This window comes from Phyllobacterium sp. LjRoot231, assembly GCF_964253365.1.
In the GTDB taxonomy this organism is placed as follows: domain Bacteria; phylum Pseudomonadota; class Alphaproteobacteria; order Rhizobiales; family Rhizobiaceae; genus Phyllobacterium.
The window spans coordinates 76,319-102,667 of sequence record NZ_CAXUQT020000003.1 but is presented as its reverse complement, the minus strand read 5'-3'; the positions used below and the strand labels follow the sequence as shown (position 1 = coordinate 102,667).

General features: G+C 55.7%; 29 protein-coding genes and 6 pseudogenes. 14 read left to right on the top strand and 21 right to left on the bottom strand.

The annotated features are described in order from the left end of the window. Positions 1-14 precede the first annotated feature (14 nt). From ACSQ3H_RS26500 to ACSQ3H_RS26435, 14 genes and pseudogenes are all read right to left on the bottom strand, one after another. Entirely contained in the window at positions 15-473 is a 459-nt protein-coding gene (locus ACSQ3H_RS26500) for a thiosulfate oxidation carrier protein SoxY (protein ID WP_436120094.1), read from the bottom strand. A 503-nt stretch (positions 474-976) separates the two neighbouring features. Beyond that, complete coding sequence (locus tag ACSQ3H_RS26495) at positions 977-1,438, bottom strand: YbhB/YbcL family Raf kinase inhibitor-like protein (RefSeq protein ID WP_436120093.1); 462 nt, start codon at positions 1,436-1,438, stop codon at positions 977-979. Positions 1,439-1,909: 471 nt separating this feature from the next. Then, on the bottom strand, positions 1,910-2,089 hold the full coding sequence (locus ACSQ3H_RS26490) for a hypothetical protein (RefSeq protein WP_436120092.1): 180 nt from the start codon (positions 2,087-2,089) through the stop codon (positions 1,910-1,912). Positions 2,090-2,093: 4 nt separating this feature from the next. Then, positions 2,094-2,390: a hypothetical protein gene (locus ACSQ3H_RS26485; RefSeq protein ID WP_436120091.1), complete on the bottom strand. Its 297-nt coding sequence runs from the start codon at positions 2,388-2,390 to the stop codon at positions 2,094-2,096. Between the two features lie 332 nt (positions 2,391-2,722). Beyond that, positions 2,723-3,667, bottom strand: a complete 945-nt coding sequence (locus ACSQ3H_RS26480) for a complex I NDUFA9 subunit family protein (protein ID WP_436120090.1) — start codon at positions 3,665-3,667, stop codon at positions 2,723-2,725. 32 nt (positions 3,668-3,699) lie between these two features. Further along, positions 3,700-4,035, bottom strand: coding sequence for a hypothetical protein (locus tag ACSQ3H_RS26475; protein ID WP_436120089.1), 336 nt, complete (start codon positions 4,033-4,035; stop codon positions 3,700-3,702). Positions 4,036-4,284: 249 nt separating this feature from the next. Beyond that, a pseudogene (locus ACSQ3H_RS26470) lies at positions 4,285-4,559 on the bottom strand (DUF982 domain-containing protein). A gap of 216 nt (positions 4,560-4,775) precedes the next feature. Beyond that, positions 4,776-5,468 (bottom strand): annotated as a pseudogene (locus ACSQ3H_RS26465) (IS5 family transposase); the annotation flags it as partial. A 194-nt stretch (positions 5,469-5,662) separates the two neighbouring features. Then, positions 5,663-6,157, bottom strand: a complete 495-nt coding sequence (locus tag ACSQ3H_RS26460) for an aldo/keto reductase (RefSeq protein ID WP_436120088.1) — start codon at positions 6,155-6,157, stop codon at positions 5,663-5,665. A gap of 250 nt (positions 6,158-6,407) precedes the next feature. Further along, the gene (locus tag ACSQ3H_RS26455; protein ID WP_436120413.1) at positions 6,408-6,803 is read right to left on the bottom strand and encodes a ketopantoate reductase family protein; all 396 of its coding nucleotides are present in this window, start codon (positions 6,801-6,803) and stop codon (positions 6,408-6,410) included. Then, positions 6,689-7,325, bottom strand: a pseudogene (locus tag ACSQ3H_RS26450) (ketopantoate reductase family protein). Before ACSQ3H_RS26450 ends, ACSQ3H_RS26455 begins: the two are co-directional and overlap by 115 nt. 176 nt (positions 7,326-7,501) lie before the next feature. Continuing rightward, positions 7,502-8,693 (bottom strand): annotated as a pseudogene (locus ACSQ3H_RS26445) (NADH-quinone oxidoreductase subunit D). Between the two features lie 177 nt (positions 8,694-8,870). Then, positions 8,871-9,290 carry a CBS domain-containing protein gene (locus ACSQ3H_RS26440; protein ID WP_436120087.1) on the bottom strand — a complete coding sequence of 140 codons (420 nt, stop codon included), beginning with the start codon at positions 9,288-9,290 and terminating at the stop codon, positions 8,871-8,873. A gap of 179 nt (positions 9,291-9,469) precedes the next feature. Further along, positions 9,470-9,715 carry a hypothetical protein gene (locus ACSQ3H_RS26435; protein ID WP_436120086.1) on the bottom strand — a complete coding sequence of 82 codons (246 nt, stop codon included), beginning with the start codon at positions 9,713-9,715 and terminating at the stop codon, positions 9,470-9,472. Between the two features lie 83 nt (positions 9,716-9,798). Here ACSQ3H_RS26435 and ACSQ3H_RS26430 point away from each other — a divergent pair, with 83 nt between their 5' ends. From ACSQ3H_RS26430 to ACSQ3H_RS26395, 8 genes are all read left to right on the top strand, one after another. Next, positions 9,799-10,092 (top strand): hypothetical protein, encoded by a 294-nt coding sequence (locus ACSQ3H_RS26430; protein ID WP_436120085.1) that lies wholly within the window; start codon positions 9,799-9,801, stop codon positions 10,090-10,092. Positions 10,093-10,247: 155 nt separating this feature from the next. After that, positions 10,248-10,508 carry a DUF982 domain-containing protein gene (locus ACSQ3H_RS26425; RefSeq protein WP_436120084.1) on the top strand — a complete coding sequence of 87 codons (261 nt, stop codon included), beginning with the start codon at positions 10,248-10,250 and terminating at the stop codon, positions 10,506-10,508. Positions 10,509-10,771: 263 nt separating this feature from the next. Continuing rightward, on the top strand, positions 10,772-10,975 hold the full coding sequence (locus ACSQ3H_RS26420; protein WP_436120083.1) for a hypothetical protein: 204 nt from the start codon (positions 10,772-10,774) through the stop codon (positions 10,973-10,975). Between the two features lie 375 nt (positions 10,976-11,350). Beyond that, positions 11,351-11,665, top strand: coding sequence for an ArsR/SmtB family transcription factor (locus tag ACSQ3H_RS26415; RefSeq protein ID WP_436120082.1), 315 nt, complete (start codon positions 11,351-11,353; stop codon positions 11,663-11,665). Continuing rightward, the gene (locus ACSQ3H_RS26410; RefSeq protein WP_436120081.1) at positions 11,662-12,018 is read left to right on the top strand and encodes an SRPBCC family protein; all 357 of its coding nucleotides are present in this window, start codon (positions 11,662-11,664) and stop codon (positions 12,016-12,018) included. Before ACSQ3H_RS26415 ends, ACSQ3H_RS26410 begins: the two co-directional genes overlap by 4 nt. A 37-nt stretch (positions 12,019-12,055) precedes the next feature. After that, the gene (locus tag ACSQ3H_RS26405) at positions 12,056-12,688 is read left to right on the top strand and encodes an ATP-dependent Clp protease proteolytic subunit (RefSeq protein WP_436120080.1); all 633 of its coding nucleotides are present in this window, start codon (positions 12,056-12,058) and stop codon (positions 12,686-12,688) included. A 120-nt stretch (positions 12,689-12,808) separates the two neighbouring features. Next, entirely contained in the window at positions 12,809-13,102 is a 294-nt protein-coding gene (locus ACSQ3H_RS26400; protein WP_436120079.1) for a DUF1330 domain-containing protein, read from the top strand. 1,465 nt (positions 13,103-14,567) lie between these two features. Beyond that, a complete protein-coding gene (locus tag ACSQ3H_RS26395; protein WP_436120078.1) occupies positions 14,568-16,064 on the top strand; it encodes a hypothetical protein in 1,497 nt (498 codons plus the stop codon). Positions 16,065-16,180: 116 nt separating this feature from the next. Here ACSQ3H_RS26395 and ACSQ3H_RS26390 read toward each other — a convergent pair whose 3' ends face one another. Continuing rightward, positions 16,181-16,429 (bottom strand): hypothetical protein, encoded by a 249-nt coding sequence (locus ACSQ3H_RS26390; RefSeq protein WP_436120077.1) that lies wholly within the window; start codon positions 16,427-16,429, stop codon positions 16,181-16,183. 856 nt (positions 16,430-17,285) lie between these two features. Here ACSQ3H_RS26390 and ACSQ3H_RS26385 point away from each other — a divergent pair. After that, positions 17,286-17,534 (top strand): hypothetical protein, encoded by a 249-nt coding sequence (locus ACSQ3H_RS26385; RefSeq protein WP_436120076.1) that lies wholly within the window; start codon positions 17,286-17,288, stop codon positions 17,532-17,534. Between the two features lie 382 nt (positions 17,535-17,916). Here the strand turns inward: ACSQ3H_RS26385 and groEL are convergent, their stop codons facing one another. From groEL to ACSQ3H_RS26370, 3 genes are all read right to left on the bottom strand, one after another. After that, positions 17,917-19,083 (bottom strand): chaperonin GroEL, encoded by a 1,167-nt coding sequence (gene groEL / locus ACSQ3H_RS26380; RefSeq protein WP_436120075.1) that lies wholly within the window; start codon positions 19,081-19,083, stop codon positions 17,917-17,919. 70 nt (positions 19,084-19,153) lie between these two features. After that, positions 19,154-19,480 carry a co-chaperone GroES gene (locus ACSQ3H_RS26375; protein ID WP_436120412.1) on the bottom strand — a complete coding sequence of 109 codons (327 nt, stop codon included), beginning with the start codon at positions 19,478-19,480 and terminating at the stop codon, positions 19,154-19,156. A gap of 100 nt (positions 19,481-19,580) precedes the next feature. Next, on the bottom strand, positions 19,581-20,369 hold the full coding sequence (locus tag ACSQ3H_RS26370) for a sulfurtransferase (protein ID WP_436120074.1): 789 nt from the start codon (positions 20,367-20,369) through the stop codon (positions 19,581-19,583). Between the two features lie 640 nt (positions 20,370-21,009). On the opposite strand from ACSQ3H_RS26370, the gene ACSQ3H_RS26365 reads away from it, so the two are divergent. Both ACSQ3H_RS26365 and ACSQ3H_RS26360 read left to right on the top strand, forming a co-directional pair. After that, the gene (locus ACSQ3H_RS26365; RefSeq protein ID WP_436120073.1) at positions 21,010-21,441 is read left to right on the top strand and encodes a hypothetical protein; all 432 of its coding nucleotides are present in this window, start codon (positions 21,010-21,012) and stop codon (positions 21,439-21,441) included. Between the two features lie 222 nt (positions 21,442-21,663). Further along, positions 21,664-21,765 (top strand): annotated as a pseudogene (locus ACSQ3H_RS26360) (IS5/IS1182 family transposase); the annotation flags it as partial. Here the strand turns inward: ACSQ3H_RS26360 and ACSQ3H_RS26355 are convergent. Both ACSQ3H_RS26355 and ACSQ3H_RS26350 read right to left on the bottom strand, forming a co-directional pair. Next, a pseudogene (locus ACSQ3H_RS26355) lies at positions 21,765-22,190 on the bottom strand (IS110 family transposase); the annotation flags it as partial. The pseudogenes ACSQ3H_RS26360 and ACSQ3H_RS26355 sit on opposite strands and share 1 nt — an antisense overlap. A 37-nt stretch (positions 22,191-22,227) precedes the next feature. Continuing rightward, the gene (locus ACSQ3H_RS26350; protein WP_436120072.1) at positions 22,228-22,452 is read right to left on the bottom strand and encodes an SPW repeat domain-containing protein; all 225 of its coding nucleotides are present in this window, start codon (positions 22,450-22,452) and stop codon (positions 22,228-22,230) included. Between the two features lie 223 nt (positions 22,453-22,675). On the opposite strand from ACSQ3H_RS26350, the gene ACSQ3H_RS26345 reads away from it, so the two are divergent. Further along, positions 22,676-23,320, top strand: coding sequence for a phosphoribosyltransferase (locus ACSQ3H_RS26345; protein WP_436120071.1), 645 nt, complete (start codon positions 22,676-22,678; stop codon positions 23,318-23,320). 205 nt (positions 23,321-23,525) lie between these two features. Then, complete coding sequence (locus tag ACSQ3H_RS26340; protein ID WP_436118399.1) at positions 23,526-24,560, top strand: IS110 family transposase; 1,035 nt, start codon at positions 23,526-23,528, stop codon at positions 24,558-24,560. 486 nt (positions 24,561-25,046) lie between these two features. On the opposite strand, the gene ACSQ3H_RS26335 is transcribed toward ACSQ3H_RS26340, so the two are convergent. Continuing rightward, positions 25,047-25,685, bottom strand: a complete 639-nt coding sequence (locus ACSQ3H_RS26335; RefSeq protein WP_436120070.1) for a TetR/AcrR family transcriptional regulator — start codon at positions 25,683-25,685, stop codon at positions 25,047-25,049. Between the two features lie 157 nt (positions 25,686-25,842). Between ACSQ3H_RS26335 and ACSQ3H_RS26330 the strand changes: the two genes are divergently transcribed. Further along, complete coding sequence (locus tag ACSQ3H_RS26330; RefSeq protein ID WP_436118864.1) at positions 25,843-26,226, top strand: antibiotic biosynthesis monooxygenase family protein; 384 nt, start codon at positions 25,843-25,845, stop codon at positions 26,224-26,226. The last annotated feature ends 123 nt before the right edge of the window (positions 26,227-26,349 follow it).

The following is a 26,349-nucleotide window of genomic DNA, read 5'->3' as shown; positions in this document are numbered from 1 at the left end:
CTCCCTCCCGGATGTCAGGCGCAGCCATTGGTGGCCACGTGGACCCAGGTCTTGGTCATGAGCAATGTGCCATCATTCATCTCGGCGACCGCCACGACGTACTGTGGTTTGGCAAGGCGGATGCGTGTCGACACGCGAGCTAGACTGCGTTGGGGAACGAAATGGAAACTGGCGACTTCGATAAGCGGGTTCTGCGGCGCGAACACGCGGATTTGCCTCACATGGTCGGTCTCGGTCATGGGGCTGTCGACGTCAAGGCTCATGGGCACAGTGTAACCGGTTGGGAAGACCGCCGGCATTATCAGATGAAGGCGATCCGACTCCGTAGCCGTCCGACCGGTGAGCCGTTTGACAAGTTCCAGCGCCTCATCGCTCGCACCCGCGGCCTGCGGCGAAAGGAGTACTACCCCGGCAAATCCTGCACTCCCCGCATAACCGGCGGCGATCAACACATCGCGGCGCGTCAAGCTCATTGTTCCGGTCTCCCAAAACCATGCCACCTTTTTGCGCCATTCCAATGACGCATCGGCGGTAGCAGGCGGCGCTTCGGACACACCAGTGTGGCAGCTTCCAAGAGGCTTCGGCGTCGACAGCCGCTGGGTGCTATCTCAAAAAAACGCCCAAGGCTCCTTTGATGCCCTCGGAACCTCACACCAACGCATTCTGTTCGCAACGAGATCAAGCTTACACAGCAGTGTTCGCGGGGTAAAGAGTTCATAAGATGAATTCTTTACCTGATGAGCAGCAAGGGCGCGTTTTCCGTGCTTTCTGGCGTCGGTTCTCGCAGGTCCACGGGCTGCGTGTTATTCGGCGTTCGGTTTGACCCGGTATGCGCATCCAATTGGGAACCTGTCATGTAGGTAATTATAATTTAATCAAATATTTAGAAGACGTACAGTGGGGTCATTGTTGAGTGCCTATTGGGGCCCAGACCCCACGCTGAACAACACACAAAGGGGCTCATCCGCCGCTATTTCTATGCTTCAAACGTCCCGGTCAGAACCGCCTTCGCGAGAATGTGTTTGTTTGCTTCATCCCACATCGCCTTGACCCCCGCCGTCCCCGGAATCGTCAAGTTTGGAACATCGAGAGCGGCCAAGCGGAAATGGTAGTGGTGAACCCCATGACCTTTGGGCGGTTGCGGACCATCATAACGCGCATTGCCGAAGTCATTTTCTGAATAACGCGGTCCTTGGTCCGGAGATGTATCGACGCTTTCAGGCAAACCATCCTTCGTTGGCGGGATGTTGAACATGCCGCAATGGCGGAAGAGCCCGCTTGGCGCATCGGGATCTTCAACCACAAGAGCAAAACTGCGAGTCCCGTCCGGGGCACCGGTCCACTTCAAGGGGGGAAACAGGTTTTCACCATTTCGGGTATATTTCTTGGGAATTGGCTCGCCATCTGCAAATGCGGGACTCAGTAATGTCAGGGCCATTGGGACCTCCTTTACTATCGACGCGATATGAACTCCCGCCGGGCACGGGAAAAATCAGCTGCAGACCCTACCGGACACAATGACCACGCGCTTATGCGACCTCACCATTGGACGGTTTGCTTTCGCTGAATCTTTGTTTCGTAACCCCGAACGAACGGGATAGTTCCGTGTTTGATCAGCCCCTATTGAATTGCAGCTCCAGCTAGCGGAACTTTTGTGGCAGCAATGGTGCGCGGTGCGTTGTATGAAAGGAGAAAAGAAGATGCCCGACACCCCCGTCTCAACGAACCACCGATCATGAAGCCATACGCAAATGGCCGATGCGCGCGGCGGAACGCCACGCCTGACGTTTCGTTGCCAGGTTGCATGAGGGGACCTGCGCCATTGGCTGCTTCGATGACGACTCGCCCCCGCCACGACTCTCCAGCTGTTGGCGTACCTGCGCCGCAGAGCCCCGTTCGACGCGGCCAGCTATACTTCACGCGGATCCGGGAAATCATTGTTGCCGCCAATCTTCGGACTGTCAGGCAAAGGCTCTTTCGAAGGCGGTTTCTGGGGCGTGGGCAACGGATCGTCGTCCGGCATCGGCAATGGTTCATCCGGTTGCGCGGGGTCTGGTTCCGGCCTTGGAGGCGTGATCGGATCGCCCATTTTGTTATCCTTTCGCTTTGACTGGTGTGGTAGGGAACCGGGACGAAGCGCTTCGCACAGCGGCTTCGTTAGCGAGATCATTGAGCTTTCCTATGGATTCCGCTGGGCTTTCCTCAAAGCGGCTGCCCTCCGGTGCAGCCGGCGAAGTGCCCGGCGCGGGTTTGAACAATTCCTTGTTGGATACCGTTAACGGTGCAGGAGTTTCGGCCGGTGCCGGAGCCGTGGTCTGACTCAACGCTGTACCGGACATCAGAACCACACACATGCCGTGGCTGCGATAAGGGTCCTGATCATTGTACATACTCCTTCTGTTCAATGAGAGTTTTCAGGCAACTTGCGCGAAAATTCTCGCTCACTAACTGAACAAAGAAGACCGGTGGAGGTTCCATACGCTGGGTCTTCCCAAGCGGTGGATGCAAGAAGAGAATGTGGCACGAAAGCTAATTATCGTCTTGGCTCTTGAGACTTTCGGCTGATGAATGTTTTCCATTGCAGGGAAACTCATCGGAGTGCCGCTGTAGCCAGTTGAGACCGGACCAATGGCAGTTGCGACCAGCCTGCTTGTGATCCTCGTGACAACATTGCGTCGGTGATGCCGCTATGTGCGGATACCGTAAGCTGTTCTTGCCTGTGTCAGATACCTGATCTGTTCGCTTCCTCGATCGCACGGATCACCTCACTGATGTCGTGCGGCTCGATGCCGAGTTCCTTCAGGCCGGGCAGATCGGCTGCTGCCACGTTGTCATGACGCATGAGATCGATTTGGTTGCGTGTGAGGGGAGCAGCGGGAAGGAATTCTGCCACGCGCGCCAAAGCGGTCCACACCGCAAACGGCATCGGTATCAGCCTGATACGTATATCGAGCTGCCGGGCGATCTCCCGCAGCAGTTCCTCATAGGTATAGATTTGCAGGCCGCCGAATTCGAAGATGGAGGAATCTCCGTGGTCGTTGCCGTCGATCAGATGGCTTACGGCTTCCGCGACGTCTCCCACATAGACCGGCTGAAGCCGTGTGCCGCCGTCGCCGAACAGCGGATAGACCGGCAAGAGGCGTATCAGTCTGACAAGAATCGTAAGGAAAGCGTCGTCTGGTCCTGTCATGACGGACGGACGGGCAATGACGGCACCGGGAAATGCGCTCGCCACGGCGTCTTCACCTCGCCCCCGCGCTCTGATGTAACTCGATTCCGATCGGGAGTCAGAGCCGATCCCCGAAATCTGAATGAACTGCTCAACCCTGCTCTTGCGCGACGCTGCGGCGAGATCCGCCGCTGCTTTCACATGCACGCGCTCAAACGTTAGATTTCCACGTTCGACATAGAGGCTGACAGCATTCACGACCACATGTGAGCCGGCGATGGCCGAGGCGGCCGAGGACGCATCCAGTATATCAGCTCGGACGGCTTCAGGAGACCTTGCATCCGAGGAAAAGAGCGCCGCCAGGCGATCCGGGTGTCGGGATGCGGCACGGACGGTGAAGCCTTTTTCCAGCAGCCGAGTGACGATCCTGCGTCCCAAAAAGCCGGTTCCGCCGAAGACGGTGACAATTCTTTTTTGGGTCCGGCTGTCACTAGTCATGTGTATGGCCCTCTGTTTGGCGGCATATACCGTCAGGGATAATCAGGGCCGGGTGGCTGGTCGGGCACTGTGTCAGGCGGAATCACCGGTGTGGTGCCTACATCCGGAGCCGGTTCAACCATTTCTGAGTCGCCTGTCGGCGGCGGTATTAATATGCCTTTGCATCTTTGGAGAACCCCCGCATCGCGTTCGGCTTGCCCTTTGCCTTGTTCCATCCCGCCCAGTGCCTCCGGATCGATCTGGCACTCCTCGGGACCGGGCTGTTCATCGCCACTCTGGTGAAAATGCCGTTCGTGGGCGATCGCCGACGCCTCGACCGTAGAGAAACAGCAAATTACGAGGACAAATCTCATGAAACCAGGTCTCATGACGCCCTCCATATTTTATTGCGGTTACCTTCACTAACCGGTCTGGGTCCGGATTGTTCCAGAGCTGAAGGCTCGCCATCTCATGGCACTAATCAGCGAAATTACGAAGGGACTGGTGGGATTGATGGATCTACAGGAGCGCCAATCGCTCAGGAACCATCAAGTGCGACGTGCCACGAAACCATTCCGGTCGCTTGTGCCTGCCCAGGCGGTCGCGGAGGACCGGTTGAATGAACTGGTGGGGAAGCATTATATGCGAGGAGGCGGATGTCTAGATCTTTGCTGGCGAACATAGATACCTGCCTCTTTTGCCGCCTCAATAAAAGCCTCACGCGCCGCGGTACACATAATCGTTCCTTCCAGAGCATCAAGACAAGCCTGGCGGGCTCCGCGAGCTTCGGACCCGTTTTGATCGGCCAATACATCATCAGATGTTCAGCTGCCTCTTCCACCGAGGAAACGTTACGGACACGGCCAAGGTGATCAGTCTCAATAGTCACGTACGGGAACGGCGAGTTGCGCATGCCCTAAAACGTGGGGACCCCATTTGCAGTTCCAAAATGATGAGCACAGAGTAGACCGGACTGGCATTGTGATGGAACGGATGTGGGTAAAAAAAATCGACAGCAAGCTCGAAGGCTCTGTCGCAAACGCTTTAGCAATTTGACTGAGATATGTGTTTCCGAGGCGTTGGTGCATGGATCCGTTGTTGGCCACAATTGAGTCTATGATGGCGCTCGTCATTTCGTCTTCACCTTGCAACGAACGGACTTCGGGCGTGCACAGGCGAGCATGCGGTTGAGAACGGCGCAACCGATGGCGACCTCTGTCTGCTGAGCCGGGAAGGAGCGAGCCTTCAAGCGCCCTGCGATCATTCCTTTGTATCGCCCGATGGCGGTCTCGATCATCGCCCTCTTGCCGTAGCCGGTGGACGCCTGTCACTTCATGCGACCATCTTTATTGATCGACGCTATGTGATCGTCTCTTTGGCCGGGTGGTTCGGTGTCGGTCCGTTCCACTGCGTTCGAGCGTGGTGGAATGACGATCCGGGCTTCGGCGCTGTGCCGCAAGACGGCGTTGTAGATAGGGTCGCCATCATAGGCGCCGTCGGCGGTGAACACGTCGATCTGGCCGTCGATCTGGTCGAGCAACGGCTGCACCTGCGAGGCGTCGCCTGTGTCCTGATCTGTCAGCGTATGAGCAATGAACTCGCCGTTGTCGGCATCCAGGGCCATATGCAGCTTGCACCACTTGCGGCGGGATTTGGCACCATGCTTTTCTTCCAGCCACTGGCCGGCACCGTAGATCTGCAGGCCGGTGCTGTCGACCAGCACATGCAATGGACCGCCCGGCACTGCCGCTCCGTCATCCAATCTGACTGACGGCTTCCAGGTCCGCGCCCTGCGGCTTAGCGTCGTGTGATCGGGAACGGATGCCCTATCGGGGCGACTTTGAAGGTATTCAGTATAAGTTCGAACTGGTGTTCCTAGACGCCAAACTCATGAGCGCTGCAAGCCCGGAACATGACCTGCGGCCCTCTGGTCCCAACCAGATGCGCTGGCCCGCAACCGAAATCTTTGTGGATAGTCGAAACCGTCTTCGGGGGTGCCCTCGGGGTGCCCCGAGTTCAACCGACTAGATTCCCCAGATGAGGCATTCCCACAACATACTGAAATATAAGGGAAATTTTGTGGACCTGGACGAGATCGAACCGCGACACATCCCAGAACTGACGCGACAGCTCGATCTGCTCTGGACCGTCCGGTCCGGATGGCGTCCATACCTTCTCCGCCGAAAACAGCGACTCGGGACGGCCTAGCTTTTCGAGGCCATATCCGATGACAGGCTGGGACGAGCCATACATTGGCGAGGAATCGATCATCCGCCCACCGGCTGCGAAAAAAGCTGCCATGACGTCAGCGCATTCGTCCATCAGCACGGCATCATCGCCGACATTGAAGGTGATCCAGCTGCCGAGGCCGATCGCCGGTATCGCCTCTCCCAACGAGGGAATGCGCCGCGTCAACGGCGCGCCTTCCTGTGTCCGTGCAAGTGATGGCGCCAAAGCTGCAGTTCCCGCCGCCAGCATCCCTTCGAGAAATGTCCGCCGCCTTATCCGCATGCTTCCTCCTCGCGGCCATGAACCTGACAATGATCGCACGTCAAAGCGCCGCTGAATACAGCGGCAACCAATCGTAGTGTTGCTTCCCGACCAGTGAGAAAGAAAACTCTTAGCGGATAGGTGTCCTTCATGCCAGCTGGCGGAGCTCGCGCAACGATGGCGTGGCAGTTGTTGCCGGGCTCAGTCTTGCCGTACTGGCCTTGCATTTTCACGGGCATTCATGGGGTGAAATCGCTCACATCTCCCCGAACTAAGAACCCGACGCACTCACCGCGCCTGTGTTCCCGGAAGCGTAGATGCTCAGGATTCTGGCGACCGCTCGGTTCATGGGTGTCGGTATGCCCAGTTCCTCTCCAAAGGCGGCGACTCCGCCACTCAGCCACGGCAACTCCATCTGCTTGCCGCGATCAAGATCATGGTACATCGACGATGTCATCGAAACCGGGAGTGTATCGCAAAAGGCCAGCCTGTCCGCGGTAAAGTCTAGAGCCAGAGGCACGCCCTTTGCCCGCCCGACGGCAACCGCCTCGTTCATAATATCGAGCAGGAGGGCGCGGGCAGCCGGATTTTCCCGGATTGGTCGTGTGGTTTGGCGGATAGCCGACGTGGTTGCCGACAGTCCGACGAGAAAGACGAATTTTCCCAGATCAGTCGTTCAATCTCGCTGCTGACGTCGGCATCGATGCCGCCCGCGATGCAGGCTTGATAGAAGGCTTCGATCCGGGCGGGGCGGGTCCCATCATATTCGCCGAAAACGATGCGTTGCATTGTTCCGTCGTGTCGGATAATTCCCGGCTCGTCGATCACGGCTGTGATATAGCAGAGTCCGCCGATAACCGCTTCGGGTGGCACGTACTTGCGCAGCACCTCGTCTTTGTGAACGCCGTTCTGCAACGAGAGGATCGCCGCGGGCGGCGGCCATTTCCGTGTCCCATAACTTCACGCCGACGATGACAAGGTCGACCTCACCGGCTTTGGCGATGTCATCGACCGCTTTGACGTCCCGCAGATGGACGTCACCACGTTGGCTGGTTACGCGCAGGCCGTCTCTTTGAATGGCCGCAAGATGGGCGCCCCGCGCGACAAAGGTCACATCGGTATCGCCGGCCGCGAGTCGTGCCCCAAAATAGCCGCCGACGCCTCCTGCTCCGAGAACCGCTATACGCATGATCGTACCTCCAAAAAAGATCAAACTAGCGAAAATGCTACACCCGCTTACCGCTATGCCGCACAAACCAGCTCATATGGATTGTACGAATATTTCCGGGTATTTCCGTTTCAATTTTGATGGTCCCTCCATGTTTCAAGAGAGAGTGGGTTTCGTCAATGCAATCGGAAGATAGATCATCGGTCTATCTCTCCAAACACGATGTCGAGCGTGCCGATGATCGCCGAGACATCGCCCAGCATGTGGCCGCAGCTCAGAAAGTCCATTGCCTGCAGATGGGCGAATGAGGGAGCGCGTATCTTGCATCGGTAGGGGGCGGTTAGAACCATCGGAAACGAGGTAGACACCGAATTCACCCTTTGGCGCTTCGACGGCGGCATAGACTTCACCGGCAGGGACGCGGTAGCCCTCGCTGTAGAGCTTGAAATGCTGGATGATGGCCTCCATCGAGCGTTTCATGTCGCGGCGCAACGGCGGCACGATCTTGTGATCCTGGGCCGCGACCGGCCCCTGCCCTGCGGGCAGCCGCAGCTGCCCCAGGCACTGCTGCATGATGCGTACCGATTGGCGCATTTCTTCCATGCGAACGAGATAGCGGTCATAGCAGTCTCCGTTCTTGCCAACGGGAATATCGAAATCGAGCTCGGCATAGCATTCGTAGGGCTGCGCCTTGCGCAAGTCCCAGACCGCACCCGAGCCGCGCACCATGACGCCCGAAAATCCCCATCCCCATGCGTCATCGAGCTTGATCTCGGCAATGCCGACATTACGCTGCTTGAAGATGCGGTTTTCGGTCAACAGCCCTTCGAGATCGTCGCACACCTTCAGAAATGGATCGCAAAACGCCCAGATATCGTCGAGGAGCTCCGGGGGCAGGTCCTGATGCACGCCACCCACCCGGAAATAATTGGCATGCATGCGGGCCCCTGACGCACGCTCGTAGAACACCATCAACTTTTCACGTTCCTCGAAACCCCATAGGGGTGGGGTAAGGGCGCCGACATCCATGGCCTGGGTGGTGACATTGAGGAGATGCGAGAGCAGCCGCCCGATCTCACTGAAGAGCACGCGGATGAGCTGGCCGCGTCGCGGAACCGCCAAGTCGAGCAGCTTTTCTATCGCCAGGCAAAAGGCATGCTCCTGATTCATCGGCGCGACATAATCGAGCCGATCAAAATAGGGAAGCGCCTGCAGGTATGTCTTGTGCTCGATCAGCTTTTCGGTGCCACGATGAAGCAGCCCAATATGCGGGTCGACCCGCTCGACCACCTCGCCGTCGAGTTCAAGCACCAGACGCAACACACCATGCGCCGCCGGATGCTGCGGGCCAAAATTAATGGTGAAATTGCGGACAGTTGCTTCAACCATGGTGGCCTCACGTCAGCTGAACAATGGGCCTCGGGAACGAAACATCGATCCTCCAAGAGAAACCTCTATTTTGAGGCGTGAGCATGACGCTCTGGCATTCGTCCGCGATTGTGATCAATATTTGCTAGCGGACTTCAAGACCTCCATTTTTTCGCTGATGGGCGGCCAAGCGTGGACTCATGGATGAGCCGCGGTGACAGCCATCATCAGTTCTCCCATGAATTCGCGTCCGTTGTGGTGCGAAATATCGCCGACAGAGAGCATGCCGACCATCCGTTTCTCATCGCCAATAACCGGCAGGCGCCTGATCTGCTTTGATTCCATCAACCGAATGGCGTCTTCAACAGTCTCGTCAGTCCGGCAATAGACGATCCCTTTGGTCATGACATCTCGCGCCGTCAATGACGCCGGATCCCCGCCGTTGGCGAGAGCCCGGAGCGCGATATCGCGATCCGTGACCATGCCGATGAGGCGGTCATTCTCGCCGACCGGTACAGCGCCGACGTCATTGTCTTTCATAATTTTCGCGACTTGTGCCAGCGAGGCATCAGGCGCGACCCAATTCACCCCCTTATGCATCGCTTCAGAGACTTTCATGGCAACCTCCATATTTTGAAAGTGCAGGAAAGTTTAAATGATACACCTCTTTGGTCATTGATGCACATCAACACGGCGGCAACTGGGGCCAAATCCTTGTCAATGAAATATGAAGTGGTGTCGCGCCAGTGGCGCGGGTCAATAGTAGCGGCCGCTGTGCCTGAAGGCGTCAGGTTGGTTCAGTTTTCCTTTTTCCACGCGGCCTCGTTCTTGGCCTCGTAATCCGAAAACGCCTTCACCAATCCGCCCAGAACCTCCGCGGAGGTCTCGAACCTAGCCTTGAATTGCGGATCGTCCACTTTTTTCACGTCTTCACGCAAATGACCGATGAGTGCATTCAATGCGGCAGGTTCCTCGGGACATGGGCTGAACTTGAAGCCGCTTTTGACGCACAAGGCAGCCAACGCGGTGTATTCGAGATGCACGAAGGCCACATCATCCGCAAAGCGTGAGGAAAAGCCCCGCTAGGCTAATGCCCGCATCTCGAAGATCGTACCTGAGCGTGGATTTGATCACGCAAGTTCGCTATGATTTCCACATGCGGCGTTTGGGTGCAATTGACAGGCAAATACTCGCTTTGGCAGCGCGCGAAATCGGCTATGCGCCATTTGGTCATCCGGTTCATGATCTCGGACCGTTGTGGCGGTTCGTATTGTTCGGCGAAACATTGCTGCGGTCCCATCTGAAAACCCTGCAGCGTGACAATCTGATCGTGACGGAGCGTAGCTGGAAACATCACGGCGAACCGATGGCGTGTTTTCACGCAACCGGGCGCGGGTGCGATTGGCTTCGCCAGACCTGATGTTATTCGGCCAAAGCGGCGTACAGCAGGGTGCCGGTCATAACGTGACGCCTGTTTGGCAGATCAGTGCTCGCCGTTTTCGATCATGAATCGTTAGCCCGCGATACAAGAATTTGTTGCGCGAAACCATATCAGGCCAGAGGCGTTAAACGCTCATGCCGTGCATTTCATTCCCATCTGTGACGGTTGAACCTGCGCGTGGCGGCAAGCCTTGCACCATAACGTCTATCGAACAGGCTGCTGAATTTCTAACGAATGATTGGCCACCTGAGCGCGGCAGATTGCATGGCTTGGCGCGACAGGCATGCCTCGATGCGCTCAAAGGAAATCTCTCTGGCGCCGATGCAAGGGCGGTCTTTATCGATGCGGCAAGAGAAGCAGATATTCTCATGGACTATGGTATTCGCCAGCGCTAATGGCGCGGCTTCATCCGTTTCTTCAAGGCGGTGACGTCTCAGCCACAATTACCAATAGGGACGCTCCTTCTAGACGTGGGCCTGAGTTTTGCCCGAAAAACCGTAGGTCGCACTGCCCGCAACAAGGTCACGAGCGTGCGGCTAAGGGGCGTGGCGATAGCGTGCCGCTCCCCGGTCCTTGCGCTTTGCAATGATGGCTTCAATGCCAACGGAACATTAGGTGGCGCTAAGGAGTTAGAAACTCATCATAAGGAGAAATTGATATGGGTGATCGAATCCCCGGTCCGGAACCCGAACCGAACCCGCCCGTCGATCCTGTGCCAACACCGCGGCCTGACGAAGTTCCGCCCGACCCGATTCCGGGACCTGGGCAAATACCTGTAGAGGAACCACAACCAATTCACTTACCGGATGAGATGCCCTTGCCGAATTCCGATGAGGTGCAGGAACCGCCGAAACATGTTTGAGTGTGGAAGTGGGTGATCTTTTCGCCGCCTGTGGTGATGTCGTGATGCTCCCTGGTCTGATATCTGGCTGATGGGATGGTCCAGTCCGTATGGCACGAGATGAACGCAAGGCACGAAGACAAGCCGCTGCCAGGGGTTTACACCCTCACATACAAGGAGGCACCGTGTGCTGTCCCACTTGGTGAGTTGCTATAGACCTTCAAGCCTCAACACGGATCGTTTTCAACTGGAAGAACTCCACCAAGCCAGTCCTTCAGTGCAGGTACGCTCCAGAGCTCGGGGCCATTTCTAACTTTGATGAACTAGACTGCGATCCGTTATATTTTGATATTTGTTCCTGTTGCGAATCATATAAGTCTGTGCTTATGTATTTGCATGAGCGAAACAGAATTTTTCAAGGCGCTGGCCGATCCGACAAGACGCACCGTCTTCGAACGGCTGGCCGATGGCGAGATGAACGCCACGGACTTGCGGCAAGGGTTTGACCTGTCGCAGCCAGCCATGTCGCAGCATCTGGCTGTTTTGCGCACGGCTGGACTGATCGCGGAACAGAAACACGGCAGGAATGTCCTCTATCGGATCAATCCCGACGGCGTAGCGCGAATCCATCAATGGCTTAGCCGCTACAACGCGTTCTGGCCAAGCCGCGTGGACGACCTGAAGCAGCTTCTCAAGGAGATGGATCAATGACACGCAAGACCGACGCGAGCATAAACCTCACCTATGAACTGGACGCTGCTCCATCTAAAGTGTGGCGGGCTTTGACCGTACCGGAATACGTGTCGCGATGGCTGAAGCGACCCACCGGCAAGAACGAGGTTCCGGAGGAAAATGCGCTGGAGTCATCCTTCGAATTACGCCTGATCTCCGCCGATCCTGATACCCGCGTGCGCTATAGCATCAAGGATAATGATGCCGTTAGTGTTGTGACATTCCAGATCGGAGCAAATGGCAGTGGTGGCACTACCTTCAGCATTGTGCATGAACTTGCGATGAGAGCAGCCAACAGTAACTGGCAGCAACCCCTGCGCGCAGCAGCCTAAAGACTATTCCTTGAACACCACGGAAAGGAGCGCGCCTATGCGCGACATGATGCAACTCGTCCCTATGGTAGTGGAACAATCAAGCCGCGGCGAACGATCATTCGATATTTACTCGCGCTTGCTACGCGAACGTATCGTGTTCCTGAATGGTGAGGTCGAAGACGGAATGGCAGCACTCATCTGCGCGCAATTGCTGTTTCTGGAATCGGAAAGCCCCACGAAGCCGGTTTCAATGTACATAAACTCGCCCGGTGGTGTTATCACCAGTGGTTTGGCGATCTATGACACGATGCAGTTCATCACATGCCCGGTGGCAACCTTGTGCATGGGTACGGCGCGGTCCATGGGTTCTTTCCTCCTGATGGCTGGTGAACCCGGTCAGCGAACTGCTCTGGTAAATTCAAGTATTCATGTGCATCAACCGCTCGGCGGATTTCAGGGACAGGCCTCCGACATTTTCATCCATGCGGAAGAAATGCGCCAAACCAAGCACCGAATGATCAGCCTTTACGCGCAGCATTGCGGACGCTCGTTCGAGGATGTGGAAAAGACATTGGATCGCGATCACTTCATGACCGCGGAGGAAGCCAGGGAATGGGGCCTTGTTGACACGGTCCTGTCAAAGCGGGCCGGGATCGAGCTCCTCCCTGCCGGCAGACCCTTTGATTGATCTCCACTGAGTGTGGCGATACGGGTATCCAGGTTTGCCAGGAACTGAGTCCGTTGCTCAAGTTCCCTGTTCAATATCAGCATCCAAGATCAGCCGTTCCAGTTCACCGAGGAAATCCTTATGGCCGCATATATCATTTCAGATGTCACCATTCGTGATGCGCAGGCCATAGAGTCTTACCGCGAACATGCAGCAGCTTCCATTAAACAATATGGTGGGCGCTATCTGGTTCGCGGTGGCGCAGTGGAAACACTGGAAGGGGGATGGAAGCCCGACCCAATCATTGTTGTCGAGTTTCCTGACATAGCAAGCGCTAAGCGATGGTACGGATCGCCCGAATACGCAGCAGCATTAGAGGTCCGTGACAGCGCCCTCACCCGCAACCTCATACTTGTTGACGGTGTTGCTGTCTGATTTTGCCATGACCAGGCTGAGGGCCGATCACCAAACAGTTCAGCTGCAAGAGAGGCGCGTCGGCCTGTTCTTTCGACGATTAGAAATCGCCTCACGCAGAAAAAGCCTGAGAGCCAAGGTCTCGATACGCAGAACTGTACAATGCGGGCAGGCAACAGCAACTGTTCCTTTGAAAATGCCGATAAGGGCGGTTTTTGACTTATGCCTAGATGTCCGTAATGCCCTTTTTATCTCTGTGGCGGATTTCGATATACGCGGACTCAACGCCGTCGATTTTTCCAATTGACAGATTGTTCGCATCTGATGGTTCAGTCCTTTGCGCCGTGGCTATGAAAAAGGAGGGCGCAGCACGCTAGCGGATGTCCCCCGAGGGCCACCTTCTCAATCAGAGTCGACCGGATGTTCCCCTAATCCCGGACAAGGGCCAAGTCCGCGACAGTGCTTTGTAACTGTTACGTACTTAGAGTTATGGCGGACCGGTGTTATTGAAGAAATCGTCTTTGGCCCGGTTCCGTACTGTTCTTGATTGCACCTACCTATCTGTTGTCAATTCGATGAGAATGCTGATGCGGTTGAAACGAGTTCCAACAGCACATTGCCTAAAACTCGACCGCGCACTGTTGCAAGGTTTGGTCCAGGTACATTGATTGCGAGCTTCAGCGCGCTGTACAGTTCTACTGACGGTGTGGTTTTTTATTTTGACTGTGGGCCGCGAGACCGGGCAGCACCGATATGGATCATACTTTACATCGAGTTTTACTATGTCCGACTGCAGCGTTGTTTGATCAATGCATGAATTGGTCTAGACCGCTATCGCGGTTGGCACGTGCATATAAGGCCGCAAAAGGGTGCGGATACTCAAAATCCAGAATGGTTACAGGGAGTTTCCATTCTTCGCTGAGACTTTGGCATTCAACGTTCAATTGTCGCCGTTGGGAGCGGTTACGGTGAAAAGCGATGACGCAATTGAACATACTGCTGGGAATGATGTTGAACTCGTGAATGGAGGGGGACCATGAGTAAGTCTAACGTGACAACCAACGAATCGACAAAAAACACAGAGACACCCCGGGGAACTGGTGGGACTAGAAATGATCCTGTTGAAAAACCGGACAAGGAGGCGTGCGGGTCTGACGCCAATTCGAGCTGCAACATAAACATCCACATCAAAAGCACCGGTACCATAAACATCTACAATTGCTCAGCGCCTTGCGAGCCTGAGCATGACGGATCGAACGATTGCCATCCCACTGTGCCTGCCGGTTCTTGCCTGGCGGTACCCGCCGGGCGGAAACACAAACTCAGCCGGGAGCAGAGGCTGAACAAGTGGGCACAAGGCAAGCCCGTGCCAAGCGCACTTGCGGCAAGCGCCCTTCACACAATTCGTCGATTTCTGCTCCACAAACCGCCAGCGAACGCGTTGGAGAGCGCATCCCATGCGGTGCTATCCAGGCTGACGCCTCAGATGCGCGAGGTAATGTCCTGCGCGGTCTCATCCTTCGATACATTGCCGAAAGAACAACGGGACAAGCTTTTCGACCCATCACTGTCTCTTGGCAATGATCAATCGGTGGACCCTGGCGTGTTGTCAGCGGCGGTGGCGCAAGAGATTGTCAGGCGCACTGGCCTGCTGGTGTTCAATGATCCCGATGCACCTGAACAGGAGCGACCGGGACAAATCCGTGTTTACGAACCCGTCGGGGAAGATTTCTTCAGCCAAGTTCGAATCTGCCGCATTAATGATCTCAGAACCGCAAATTTCATCCCTACACTTACTCCGGGAGACCTTCTGCCCGACGAAGTACAGCACGATTGCTCGTCGCAAATCGTTGACGGCGCCGTCCAGGTCGTTTGCCAGGTTCGCACTGATGATTGCCCCGGTTACCGTTTCAACGAGTCTGTCTGTATGCGCGTTCTCGATATCGAGGCAGGGAACGCGGTGGTCCTGCGAGGCGTGAATTACTTCAGTGTGGATGCAAAGGTACGGTTGACGTCGCGTCCTCCGGCAACAGTCGTCCGCGAGGTAGATGCCCATGTATATGGCGACATCACAACCCCCGTCACCGAGACCGTAGGCGAGGCTGTGCTGATCAATGACTGCCGCGTTGACGACAGGATTACCTTCCGCCTTCCTGATGACTTGCCACCAGCGATCTATGAGCTGCAAGTCGTTGTTCCAAATGTCACGGGCATTGCATCGTTGGGAGAGTCGCTCGTTTCCAATAGCGAGTTCATTAATGTATTGCCCGCCTCGACGGCGCGATTCCAGATTACGGCCGAACGTCTTGGATGCCGGAAGGAATCTTCGCCCACATGGGCTGGCTCGGATGAGGTTGGACTCACATTCCTCACCATTGCGCTCTTCCCCGATATGACGATGAGCGACGCAGTCAGCAACAAGTTTCCGGTATTTGGAGACGTCGATTCGGCCGAAAGCCGTACGTTGAACAGATTGCTTTTCGATCAGCAACAGCCGATCGCTGCTGTGGTGGTAACGGCACTCGGCCACGAAGTCGACGGTCAGGATGCCTACGACAACATGATCACCGACTGGAAGGACATATTCGTCGATCTCATCAAGGAACAATGGAACTACGCCAAGGCTGGCCTCGCGGCAGCCGGAGGTGCGTCGGCTATCGGCAAACTTGGACCCTATGGCTGGATCGCCATCGGAATAGGCGCGTTGGTCACGGCGGGTATCGATTTGATCATTGCACTCTGGGCACCCGCCGATCTGATCATCGAAGACAGCTTGGGATACTCGACAGCCGATCTTACAGCGCTCACAAGTGAGAATTATCCCGCGCCAGCAGATGTCAGCTATGTCACTGCAGGAAAGATCACCGTCAATCCGCAATTTGTCGACAAGATACCGCTTCAATATCGGGTGAGGCACGACTACGTGGATCAGGATGAGGACACACGCTACGACGTTACTTACCGAATAAATCGTGTGGCATAGGCTTGATAAACGCTTGTGGCACAGGTGCGCCGCAAGACAGCAAGTTGACCATTGAATGGTTTACGAAATCTGCTCTCAATAGCCATGCGCGGATTGGCTTTTTGCGATGTGCCTCGTCATACATAGCAGCGAGGTTTACACCGACGACAAATCAGGATCTCACAAACAAAAAACAGCGGGCCACGACCTCTTTGAAGGGGAATCAACACGCCGGTAATGGTCTGCGGCTTGAGCAAGATGTCTTCCTTTTCGCCAGATAGCGATGTTCGATGGACTTTGTCGCGCCCGGTTTCAACTCCTGCTGCGATGGCTTCGTAATCGACGATTACCCAGCGGGCCAAGCGTTCAGCCTGCTCCACATTCAAGTTGGCCTTATTCTACGGCAGACCCGTTGTTGCAGCATAATTGTAAGCCAAGGCGCGAACCGAAAGTTCAGACACCTAGCTGGGCGAATGTTCCCCGAGGATCAGCGTTTGACTCGTTTCGTCTTTGAGCGCCATGCTGTTCTGTCGTCAGGCGTTTTAGGGTCACTGATGCTTCAGAGATCGCCGCTTCCGTCCTGCCACGTTGGAAGAAATGCGGGAATAGCCTCACGAAATGGGAGGAATGCACCGATGGCCTGGTACGAAGTAAAATTGGAATGTAGCGGGGATACATGGCTGGTTAGGGCACCGGCTTTCCCAGAATTGGTATCATTCGGCTCTGATCGGGAGGATGCTCGCCGACATGGCTTGGATGTGATTGAGGAAGCCATCGCCATTCGCATTTCTCGCAACGAGGTAATACCGAACCCAATCGACGCGAGACCCCACGTTGGCTATTTCGTCGAAGTGCCGCGATTGTCCACCCCGTCTATGAAAACGCATCATTAGCCAAGAGGTTCTCCGCAGGAACATCGAGGCCCATGCGGGAAGCGTTTTGCTGGGAGCAGTGGGCTGAATCTTGAAGTAAAACTGGCTTTTGGAAGCGCTGACGCCAGGCGGTCACGGTCGCGTCCGCCTTGCTGTGGTACGTCTGGATACAATGAGCGGCTGTATTGGGGATGGCGTAACTCGAAGAGGAAAGGAGTTCGACGCTATGACGATTGATGAGTTACTCGCTGATCTGCACGCCAGATATCCGGACGGTGCCACGTGGCGTGAACGCCTTCGTCTCACCAACTTGGATGTTCTGAAATGAACCGCCTCTGCGGACATACCCAGACAAGACCTCTACAATGAATTGGCGCTTGAATTAGCCCGCGGCTTCAACGCCTCACAGCCGTCTTTTGAATTTTGCGACGCTGTTGTCAATGAAATTCATTCAGTAATAATTTTGAAGAACGAGCAACGCCCCCATTTCTTCTGGGAAATCTATCTCGCCTTTGATTCCGGAGAATATTATCACGATGGCAATCGAGATGAGCACCCGGCTGAGGTCTATACGCGTCCCCAAATCGGGCGAATTCTTGATGCTGTCGCCGTGCTATGACGAGGGGACTGGTGTTGTGTTAGTCGCGGCGGTCAGAGGGTGCTCCTGCTGTACTTGAACGGAATGGTTCAACATTGAGCTTATTGGACGCAGAATGCCCTGCGATTACTTTTTTTTGATCCAGTTTTGATGATTAGCTCTTCGCGTTTCCGAAAATGCAAAAGCCTGAACTTCCGCGGTAAGCGCACGGATGGACTTGTAGATGTCATTCAAGCTGAGATCGAAAACGGAACACGGTTCTCAAGCATGAACTTGGCGAGTGAGCTGACTACTAGTCTAAACCGCTTTATTCGAGCTTCTAGGAATTCAATCTCGATCTTTGTAATGGGCAAACATCGCGCCAAAAGCTGTGGCGCGATGTTATGATACGGGGATCTAGGATTTAGTATCCCGTACTTCTTGCGTCATTCATTCCGAGTGCTGCCGATGGTGAAATATCGGCGATCATGGCTTCCGCTGTGATCAAAAGCCCGGCAATCGAGCCGGCATCCTGAAGGGCTGTGCGGACTACTTTGGCCGGATCGACGACGCCAGCGTCAATCATATCGACATAAAGTTCGGTCTGCGCGTTGAACCCCTGATTGGGTTTCTTGCTGTCCAAAAGTTTGCCGACAACGATCGAACCTTCGACACCGGAATTTTCGGCTATCTGTCGGACGGGAGCTTCAAGCGCTTGCAGCACAATCGAAATACCGGCGGTCACGTCGGCATTTGCACCGGTAAGGGCAGCCAATGATGCCTTGGCACGCAACAGCGCGACACCGCCGCCTGGAACAACGCCCTCTTCCACTGCAGCACGCGTGGCGTTCAACGCATCGTCAATGCGGTCCTTCTTTTCCTTGACCTCAGTTTCGGTTGCACCACCTACACGGATCGCGGCAACACCACCGGCAAGTTTTGCCAGTCGCTCCTGCATCTTTTCCTTGTCATAGTCTGAAGTGGTTTCCTCGACCTGCGCTTTGATCTGCTGGACCCGCGCTGCGATGGCGGCCTTGTCGCCTGCACCCTCGACGATCGTGGTGGCTTCCTTGTCGATGAGGAGGTGTTTTGCCCGTCCGAGCATGTCGATCGTGACATTCTCAAGCTTGATGCCGAGATCTTCGGAGATCAGCTGACCACCGGTAAGGATCGCAATATCCTCCAGCATTGCCTTGCGACGATCACCAGACCCCGGAGCCTTGACGGCTGCGACTTTGAGACCCCCGCGCAACTTGTTGACGACAAGGGTCGCCAAGGCTTCGCCTTCACGCAAAATGGAGGCGGCCAACACCGTCGCCGTGGTGGTTCCGTCACCGGCGAGGTCATTGGTCTTTGACGCGACTTCGCGGATCATCTGTGCGCCCATATTCTCGAACTTGTCGGCAAGTTCGATTTCCTTGGCGACAGTTACGCCGTCTTTGGTAATGCGCGGCGCGCCATAGGAGCGGTCAATGATGACATTGCGTCCCTTTGGGCCCAGCGTCACCTTGACGGCGTTGTTCAGTATTTCGACACCGCGAAGGATCCGGTCGCGGGCATCGGTGGAAAATTTGATTTCTTTGGCAGACATGTTTGTTCGTCCAGTTCGTTCTTGAAATTGAGAAGTGCGGCAATTGCCCATAGGGCATTCTTCGTTCCGCCTACTGGGTCTCGACGATGCCCATGATGTCCGTCTCCTTCATGATCAGGAGATCGTCGCCGTCAATCTTGACTTCGGCACCGGACCATTTGCCGAACAGAACGGCATCGCCTGCCTTGACATCGAGTGCGATCAGGGCGCCGCTTTCATCACGGGCTCCCGGTCCCACCGCAATCACTGTGCCTTCCTGCGGCTTTTCCTTGGCAGTGTCGGGAATAATGATCCCGCCCTTGGATTTGATATCGCCTTCAGCGCGTCGAATGACGACGCGGTCGTGAAGTGGCCTGAAATCCCAGGTTACTGCTTCCGCGCATTCCGTTGCAAACAAGGTGACAACGCCCTTGGTGGAAATACAGGCTGCGATCGAAGCTTTGTATCGGGCACGTGAGCAGGAGAACGCGCCTTCCTGAAATGATGACGCTTGCATATTAGACGATGGGGCAGCTTTCGTCCTTTGCCCAGTCGGCAAAACTCAGGTAGTAAACCCGAACGCCGGGATAGCCCGCCCTTACAGCCGCCACGGCCGCCAGGGCAGCACGCCCGCCGCCGTCGCAGTGGGTAACGATATGATCGCCGAGTTGAAAGCCAGCATCATCGATGAGACGGTGCAAGGTCGCGGCGGATTTCAGCCGCTTGCCCTCAAGCAGATCGGAATGGGAAAGAAGCCGTGCACCGGGCAAGTGACCACCGCGGACGTTGTTTTTCAAGTCCAGCCCATCAAACTCCGCTTGCGTGCGCGCATCGAAAATAACGGCCCCATTGCCAATCTCGTCCTTGAGGACCTCACGCTCGATTAGACCGACTTTGCCTGATCCCGGTTTCGCGACGAACGGGCCTTGTGTTGTGGATTGCGTTTCGCTGTTTGCGATCCCGCTGCCTTTCACGGCATCCCAGCCGCCATTCAGCACATAGGCGGTTGCACCGAAATATTGCAGAATGAACCATACGCGAGCCGCTTCGGTCAGCCGCCCGTCGTCAAAGACGATTGCGGACGTCTTTACCTTTACTCCGAGATCGCTGATTTGTTGCTGCCAAAACACGACGTCTGCGAACGACGTCTCGCTGTTTTTGGCGGCATCCACCCATACCTCGATCGGGACACGAACAACGCCATCCGTATGATCGGCATCGCATGCTGCCTGATCCCTTACGTCGAGCAGCAGCACGTTTGACAAGCCACCGACATCCTTGATTTCGATTACGGGATCCTGGCGCACTGTTCTGGCCTCTCTTGAATATACGCTGTTGTGAACGTGGGTGTTCGATCGCTCGGCAGCAAGGGCAATGATTGGAAAAGAATTATACAGATGACTTTCGGCTTCGGACGGAGATTGTGCGCGGCAATTGGACAAAATTCTCAATCCGGCAACATGTGCAATGTTACCATCGCTGGGGCGTTACGCGAGCCGGATTTATCTTCGCTGCAAATCTGTAATCATCTGGAACACAAGCGCTTTAGCTGCATCCTCACGAAGGTGTGAGATCGCCGGGAAGGTCACCTCGCCCCGATTGAAAGCCTAAAACCAGAAATGGGTTGTCGATTCCTGCCTTACGGCTTCAAATTGAAATCGATAAGCAAATGCCACGCGGATGGTACGCCGAGTCCGGTACGAGGGGCAAATTCCCGGGCGGCCTCAACGTGGAATATCGGTTTGCTTGCGCGTCGGTCGCCTCGACCGGCACGCGCGCCAAACCGATATCGTAGAACAGGCGCGCCTTTTGCGGAGCCTGCACGTTTTCGTGAACGAATCTTCCAGCCATGATCGTGATTGGACTTCACGATCCGTTGGAGTCACGCTTACCTCGGGTATAAGTCGATAATGGGCGGACCAACTATCGTTCGAATAGGAGGCCAAAATGAAGCACCATGCACTCGAGCAACTGCAGATCGTCGCCGAGGTCGATCAGGATTACCCGCGCCAGACTATGTCGCGCGGTGAACGTCTTGAACGCTGGGCGGAGCTCCTCGAACAGAATCCTGACCGGCGCCTCGCGACGCTGCACCAGACCGAGTATCAGCTGGCCGGGGTGCGCGCGACCATGCGCGGAGACAGCACGCCAATCTCGGTCGCTTTCGAGGATCCTGTCCTCCGCGCAGCCGGGTTGGAAAACGACACCTACGGTGAAGCGAAACGGTTCTTCGAACTGACCGACAGGCAATTGCACAAGGTCATCTGCTATTGCCATTTCGGCGCGACGGTGAACGCGGCGACGGCCGCCCATTACATCCGGGCGGTGCCTACCCAGCCAGGCATGTTCGCGCGGTTGCGTGAGACATTCGCCGGATAAGGCCGGCGACGTTTCGCAGGATCATTGTTGAAGGGCTTGCCTGATCGTCGAGCCGGACAAGGTTCTGCTACGGACCGTTTATGATGGTTCGTCCATTACGATCTCGGCGTCTAAAATCTGACCGATGCGGGACGAAAAGCGCTGCAGGGCGTTGGTGCGTAGATAACTTCTGAACGGTCTCGATATAGATGGAGGAGCAGTTCCCATCTCGATCGTGGTCTCGTGCCGAACAAACACAATGCCGCTCGCCGTCATCACACCGCGAAGATGAAATTCAGGGTGACGAACTGGGCGGAATACGAAGCAGGCTTGCGTCGTGGTGGCAGACCGCGAATCTGATTGACGAGCCTGACCCGGCCGGCAACCAGACGGCGGCGAATGCGATGAACGGCCTGTACCGCCAATTGATCGGTTGATTTCGGTGGCACGAAACGCATTGATGGACGTCCAACTGCTTCGCAGATTGCTTTCGCGTCATTGCGATCGTTCTTGTTGGATTTCACATATGGCGTTACGAACTGAGGGCTGATCAACCACAAGTCGTGACCGAAATCCTTTAGCACTCTTGACCAATAATGCGCGCCGTTCGAGGCTTCCATTCCGACCTGACACGGTGGGAGATTGGCGAAGAACGCAGACACCGCAGCACGACGCAGCGTCTTTCGCACGATGGTCTTTCCGTGCGCATCAACGCCGTGAACCTCAAAGACAAACTTCGCCAAATCCAGACCAATCCGAACAACTTGCATGACACACCTCCTTCATCTCTGTCACTACAATTGACGTTCAGGAAACCACCTCACCGCGAGGGCGAGGTTCATACCATTGGCGCCCGTTTTGGCAAGGTGACTTAGGTGATGATGCGAGCCAAATGCCAACGACGAGGTCCGCCCATTTTTGCCACAACTGATTCCGGAACAGCGCGATCACGCTGATCGTCACGACGGCAAATCCGGTGAGAATGAAATTCCACGAAACGGCATCAAGGCGAGCGACGGCGTTCAGCTCCATACCCAAGTATGACGGGTGATACGAATAACCGGAGCCCGACCGTTGTGATCAGTCTCCATCCTGCCAACGAAACCTGTTCATTGTAACCTCCTTTGGGAAGATGGCGGAGACTATCATTTGCTCGAAGCTATTTGAGGGCGCGACGCTCGGCATTGAGCTGGATCAACGAGCGCCGTCGAACGTTTATGTACAATTACAGCCGATCAAGCGGAGGATGTTCATCATGTTCGAAGACAGAATCGACGCAGGCAGGCAATTGGCTAAAGCCTTGAAGCTCTATCGCACTCGAGATGTCGTTGTATTGGCCCTCCTACGTGGCGGTGTCCCCGTCGCGGTCGAAATTGCAAGGGAGCTAGGCGCGCCGCTTGATGTTCTCATCGTACGCAAAGTTGGTGTTCCGTATCAACCGGAGCTCGGCATGGGTGCCGTCATGGACGGCTTCTATATGATAACTGTCCGTAATGACGACATCATTCGCAGCCACGGAATCTCTGAAGAGGAGTTCCAGAATGAATGTACGAAAGAGATGGAGGAAATTGAACGCCGTCGGCGGCGGTATTTTGGGAAGCAGGTGCCGATCGATATCGTGGGCCGCACGGTGATACTCGTCGACGACGGCATCGCGACGGGTGCAACGGTTCGGGCCGCGATCCTCGGTCTGAGACAGGCCGGGCCGGGCAAGATCGTTCTCGCCGTGCCGGTCGGAGCGAGCGAAACGATTGAAGCGTTAAGGCAAGATGTCGATGAAGTGGTTTGCCTTGAGGAACCTGTGGCGCTGGATGCGATCAGCTCACATTATGGCGACTTTCCGCAGTTGACGGACCATGAGGTTCTAGAATTGATGTCTTGCGCCATCACAGCGCGATAACCTGATAGGGGCCGGATCAAGCGGATAACATCAGGGCCAGCGGTCAAGACGCACCGCACGTAAAGGCCGGAGACATGACTGCACCCAACCCGCCAAGCTCAAACCTCGCCCAAAATCACCTTGCCAAACGGGCGCCAATGGTATGGACCCCGCCCTCCCGGTGAGGTGGAATCTCGAACATCAATTGCGATGAAGGAGGAGTGTCATGCAAGCTGTTCGGATAGGTCTTGATCTAGCGAAATATGTCTTTGACGTTCACGGCGTAGACGACGACGGCAAGGTTGTCTTGCGCAAAACACTGCGTCGTGCCGCGGTGACTGCGTTCTTCGCCAATCTGCCGCCGTGTCTGGTCGGGATGGAAGCCTCGAACGGAGCACACTATTGGGCAAGAGTGCTCACCGATCTCGGTCACGAAGTCCGGCTGATCAGCCCTCAGTTCGTAACGCCGTATGTGAAGTCGAACAAGAACGACCGGAATGATGCGGAAGCCATCTGCGAAGCTGTCAGCCGGCCCTCAATGCGCTTCGTGCCGCCGAAATCAGTGGATCAACTGGCGGTGCAAGCCGTTCATCGCATTCGCCGGCGTCTGGTTGCAGACCGGGTCAGGCTCGTCAATCAGATTCGCGGGCTTCTTTCTGAACATGGGATTGTCATTGCCCGTGATATCACGCAACTGCGACGCAGCCTTGCCGACATTGTCGGGAACATCGATGACGGCCTCAGCGATCTTGTCCGGTCGCTCATGAGGGATCTGCAGGCGGAAATGGCCGAACTCGATGTCCGAATAAAGTCCTTTGACCAGCGGATACGCGAGATCTTCCGCAATAGCGAGCAGTGCCAGCGGCTCGGGAAGATTGAAGGCATTGGCCCTGTGACCGCAACGGCATTGATTGCGGCCGTGGGGAACAGAACATGCTTCAAGAATGGCCGTCAGTTTGCAGCATGGTTGGGGCTCGTCCCCAAGCAGCGATCGAGTGGCGGACGAGCTCGCCTGTTTGGCATCAGCAAACGCGGTGACCGCTACTTACGCACCCTGCTCATCCATGGCGCTCGATCCGCCTTGGGTCGAGTGGGCGGCAAGCAGGATCCGCGCAGCCTCTGGCTCGGCCACTTGAGGCAACGACGACATCCGAACATCGCGGCCGTCGCGCTCGCCAACAAGAACGCGCGGATCGTGTGGGCCATGCTCTCCGGCGATACGTTCTACAAGCCCGCCCTATCGGTGACGGCGGCGGCCTGAGAATACTGGTAGAGAAAACAAGCAAAGGAGGTCTCACCCTGGCAATTGCAACATAAGGCAGGAGATGGTGAAACGGTCACTCCCGTCGCTTTCCGAACCTGATGTCTGGATCGGCATGGCTTTTGCCAATGTCTCGGCGCCATTGAGGTGAAAGCGTGCGAAAATCCATCGAGGCTCGCGGCGAAGAATATCAAGCCGCATCAGGAAGCCGGATATACATCAGCAGTTGTGACCATCAACCCTCATCCAGCCAACCTGTTGCAATCGGGCGGGGTCCATATACATCCAGACATGACATCACCCGTCCCGATCAGAACGCGCGACAGATTGGGCCGCCTCACTCTACTGATCCCATGCTGGGAGGGCCAGGCAGCCGATCCCGAAGAGAAGCAAGGACCCGCGAAAGATCTCAGATGCCGGTGAAGCGGGAAGCTCGAAAGTGCTTGACCTCAACACGCCGAATAGAGAAGAATCGGGAAACGTCCACTACGTTTGAAGGGTTGCCAGAAAATTCGTGACATTTCTGGCAACCTCATCAGCTATTTCAGCTCTATCCATCTTTCCGGCAAATCCCATCAATGCCCTTTGCTGCTTCTCCAGAACGACCTGAGCGATAAAATCCCGAGCCAAACAGACCGGTTCCGGCGCTCCTTCCGGCAGATAGGAGGCGATGAGGGAGACAACACAACTGATCACCCGTGCTGGGCCGTGTTCGTAAAACAAACGGGCCAGTTTCGGTTGCCGTCCGGATTCGCCCACCACAAGACGGTAGATTGCAAGACTCCTGGATTGCAGGACATAGTCCAGCACAAGACAGCCTATCTCCTGAAGATCCTGTTTCAGATCTGTGCACCGGGCTTTCGGGATGGGGAAACGGCTTATCAGCGCGGTTGCTGCCTGCTCAATGGTAGCGGCAAACAGCTCTTCCTTGCCGCCAAATTGCTCATAAATGGTGCGTTTGGCGACATGAGCCTGGCTGGCTATCTGATCAAGGGATGTTCCAGCAAACCCCTGTTTTGTGAAGAGTTCCAAGGCCTTTGCGAGCAGCTGCCCACGGCGGCCGGCCATTTCCCCTCGGGACGGGCGACCGGCCTTTCCAACGGTTTTTTTCATCAGATCTGTCATGGGCAAAGCCTATCCCTGAAGAAAGCAGTTTACATCGATATTGCTTCATAATAAAATGAAACTGTTTCGTTTCTTTATCCGACCAGCCCACAAGGAAGCAGAATTTTCTGGCTCCTTCAAGAGATGCGCATCGGAACGCGTGAAACCGGAGGGACCCATGAACATGACCCGTACAATCCCGCTCGCACTGGCGCTTGCCGCCTCTGTGCTGGCCGCATCAGCCGCCTTGCCCGCCAGTGCCGCCGATCAGCGTGTGGCTCTGGAAGTTGTGGCTGGCCAGATGAAGGCCGGCGGCAATATGGATGCACTTCGCAATGCCGACCAGGCGGTGGCTGCTCTGATCGCGAAACAGCCCGGTTTCATCTCCCGCGAGACAGGTGCCGGTCCCAAGGGTGAATGGTTTGTGATCGTGCACTGGGCTTCGCTCAAGGATGCCGAGAATGGTGCGGCAGTCTTCATGAAGTCCCCGGAAGGCCAGGCTGCCATGAGCCTGTTTGACCAGAACACCATGCTGTTCAAACATTACATCAAGGAGCCATAAAACCGCAACGCGGCAGAGCGCTGGCCCTTGAATCGCTGGTAACGTGTGTGTTCCGGCATGCAAAAGTTCAATGCCGATTGACATCCGGATCGACCGGGCCGGGCCAGAATTAGGGCAGCTATG

What these genes read in the sequence shown, in the direction of transcription:
- ACSQ3H_RS26365 (WP_436120073.1), top strand. Translation starts at nt 21,010, where the DNA reads ATGAAGCACCATGCACTCGAGCAACTGCAGATCGTCGCCGAGGTCGAT.
- ACSQ3H_RS26425 (WP_436120084.1), top strand. Translation starts at nt 10,248, where the DNA reads ATGCCGTGCATTTCATTCCCATCTGTGACGGTTGAACCTGCGCGTGGC.
- ACSQ3H_RS26420 (WP_436120083.1), top strand. Translation starts at nt 10,772, where the DNA reads ATGGGTGATCGAATCCCCGGTCCGGAACCCGAACCGAACCCGCCCGTC.
- ACSQ3H_RS26395 (WP_436120078.1), top strand. Translation starts at nt 14,568, where the DNA reads ATGCGCGAGGTAATGTCCTGCGCGGTCTCATCCTTCGATACATTGCCG.
- ACSQ3H_RS26340 (WP_436118399.1), top strand. Translation starts at nt 23,526, where the DNA reads ATGCAAGCTGTTCGGATAGGTCTTGATCTAGCGAAATATGTCTTTGAC.
- ACSQ3H_RS26400 (WP_436120079.1), top strand. Translation starts at nt 12,809, where the DNA reads ATGGCCGCATATATCATTTCAGATGTCACCATTCGTGATGCGCAGGCC.
- ACSQ3H_RS26330 (WP_436118864.1), top strand. Translation starts at nt 25,843, where the DNA reads ATGAACATGACCCGTACAATCCCGCTCGCACTGGCGCTTGCCGCCTCT.
- ACSQ3H_RS26415 (WP_436120082.1), top strand. Translation starts at nt 11,351, where the DNA reads ATGAGCGAAACAGAATTTTTCAAGGCGCTGGCCGATCCGACAAGACGC.
- ACSQ3H_RS26410 (WP_436120081.1), top strand. Translation starts at nt 11,662, where the DNA reads ATGACACGCAAGACCGACGCGAGCATAAACCTCACCTATGAACTGGAC.
- ACSQ3H_RS26335 (WP_436120070.1), bottom strand. Translation starts at nt 25,685, where the DNA reads ATGACAGATCTGATGAAAAAAACCGTTGGAAAGGCCGGTCGCCCGTCC.
- ACSQ3H_RS26490 (WP_436120092.1), bottom strand. Translation starts at nt 2,089, where the DNA reads ATGGGCGATCCGATCACGCCTCCAAGGCCGGAACCAGACCCCGCGCAA.
- ACSQ3H_RS26440 (WP_436120087.1), bottom strand. Translation starts at nt 9,290, where the DNA reads ATGAAAGTCTCTGAAGCGATGCATAAGGGGGTGAATTGGGTCGCGCCT.
- ACSQ3H_RS26345 (WP_436120071.1), top strand. Translation starts at nt 22,676, where the DNA reads ATGTTCGAAGACAGAATCGACGCAGGCAGGCAATTGGCTAAAGCCTTG.
- ACSQ3H_RS26495 (WP_436120093.1), bottom strand. Translation starts at nt 1,438, where the DNA reads ATGGCCCTGACATTACTGAGTCCCGCATTTGCAGATGGCGAGCCAATT.
- ACSQ3H_RS26500 (WP_436120094.1), bottom strand. Translation starts at nt 473, where the DNA reads ATGAGCTTGACGCGCCGCGATGTGTTGATCGCCGCCGGTTATGCGGGG.
- ACSQ3H_RS26485 (WP_436120091.1), bottom strand. Translation starts at nt 2,390, where the DNA reads ATGTACAATGATCAGGACCCTTATCGCAGCCACGGCATGTGTGTGGTT.
- ACSQ3H_RS26475 (WP_436120089.1), bottom strand. Translation starts at nt 4,035, where the DNA reads ATGAGACCTGGTTTCATGAGATTTGTCCTCGTAATTTGCTGTTTCTCT.
- ACSQ3H_RS26350 (WP_436120072.1), bottom strand. Translation starts at nt 22,452, where the DNA reads ATGGAGCTGAACGCCGTCGCTCGCCTTGATGCCGTTTCGTGGAATTTC.
- ACSQ3H_RS26460 (WP_436120088.1), bottom strand. Translation starts at nt 6,157, where the DNA reads ATGCGGATAAGGCGGCGGACATTTCTCGAAGGGATGCTGGCGGCGGGA.
- groEL (WP_436120075.1), bottom strand. Translation starts at nt 19,083, where the DNA reads ATGTCTGCCAAAGAAATCAAATTTTCCACCGATGCCCGCGACCGGATC.
- ACSQ3H_RS26480 (WP_436120090.1), bottom strand. Translation starts at nt 3,667, where the DNA reads ATGACTAGTGACAGCCGGACCCAAAAAAGAATTGTCACCGTCTTCGGC.
- ACSQ3H_RS26405 (WP_436120080.1), top strand. Translation starts at nt 12,056, where the DNA reads ATGCGCGACATGATGCAACTCGTCCCTATGGTAGTGGAACAATCAAGC.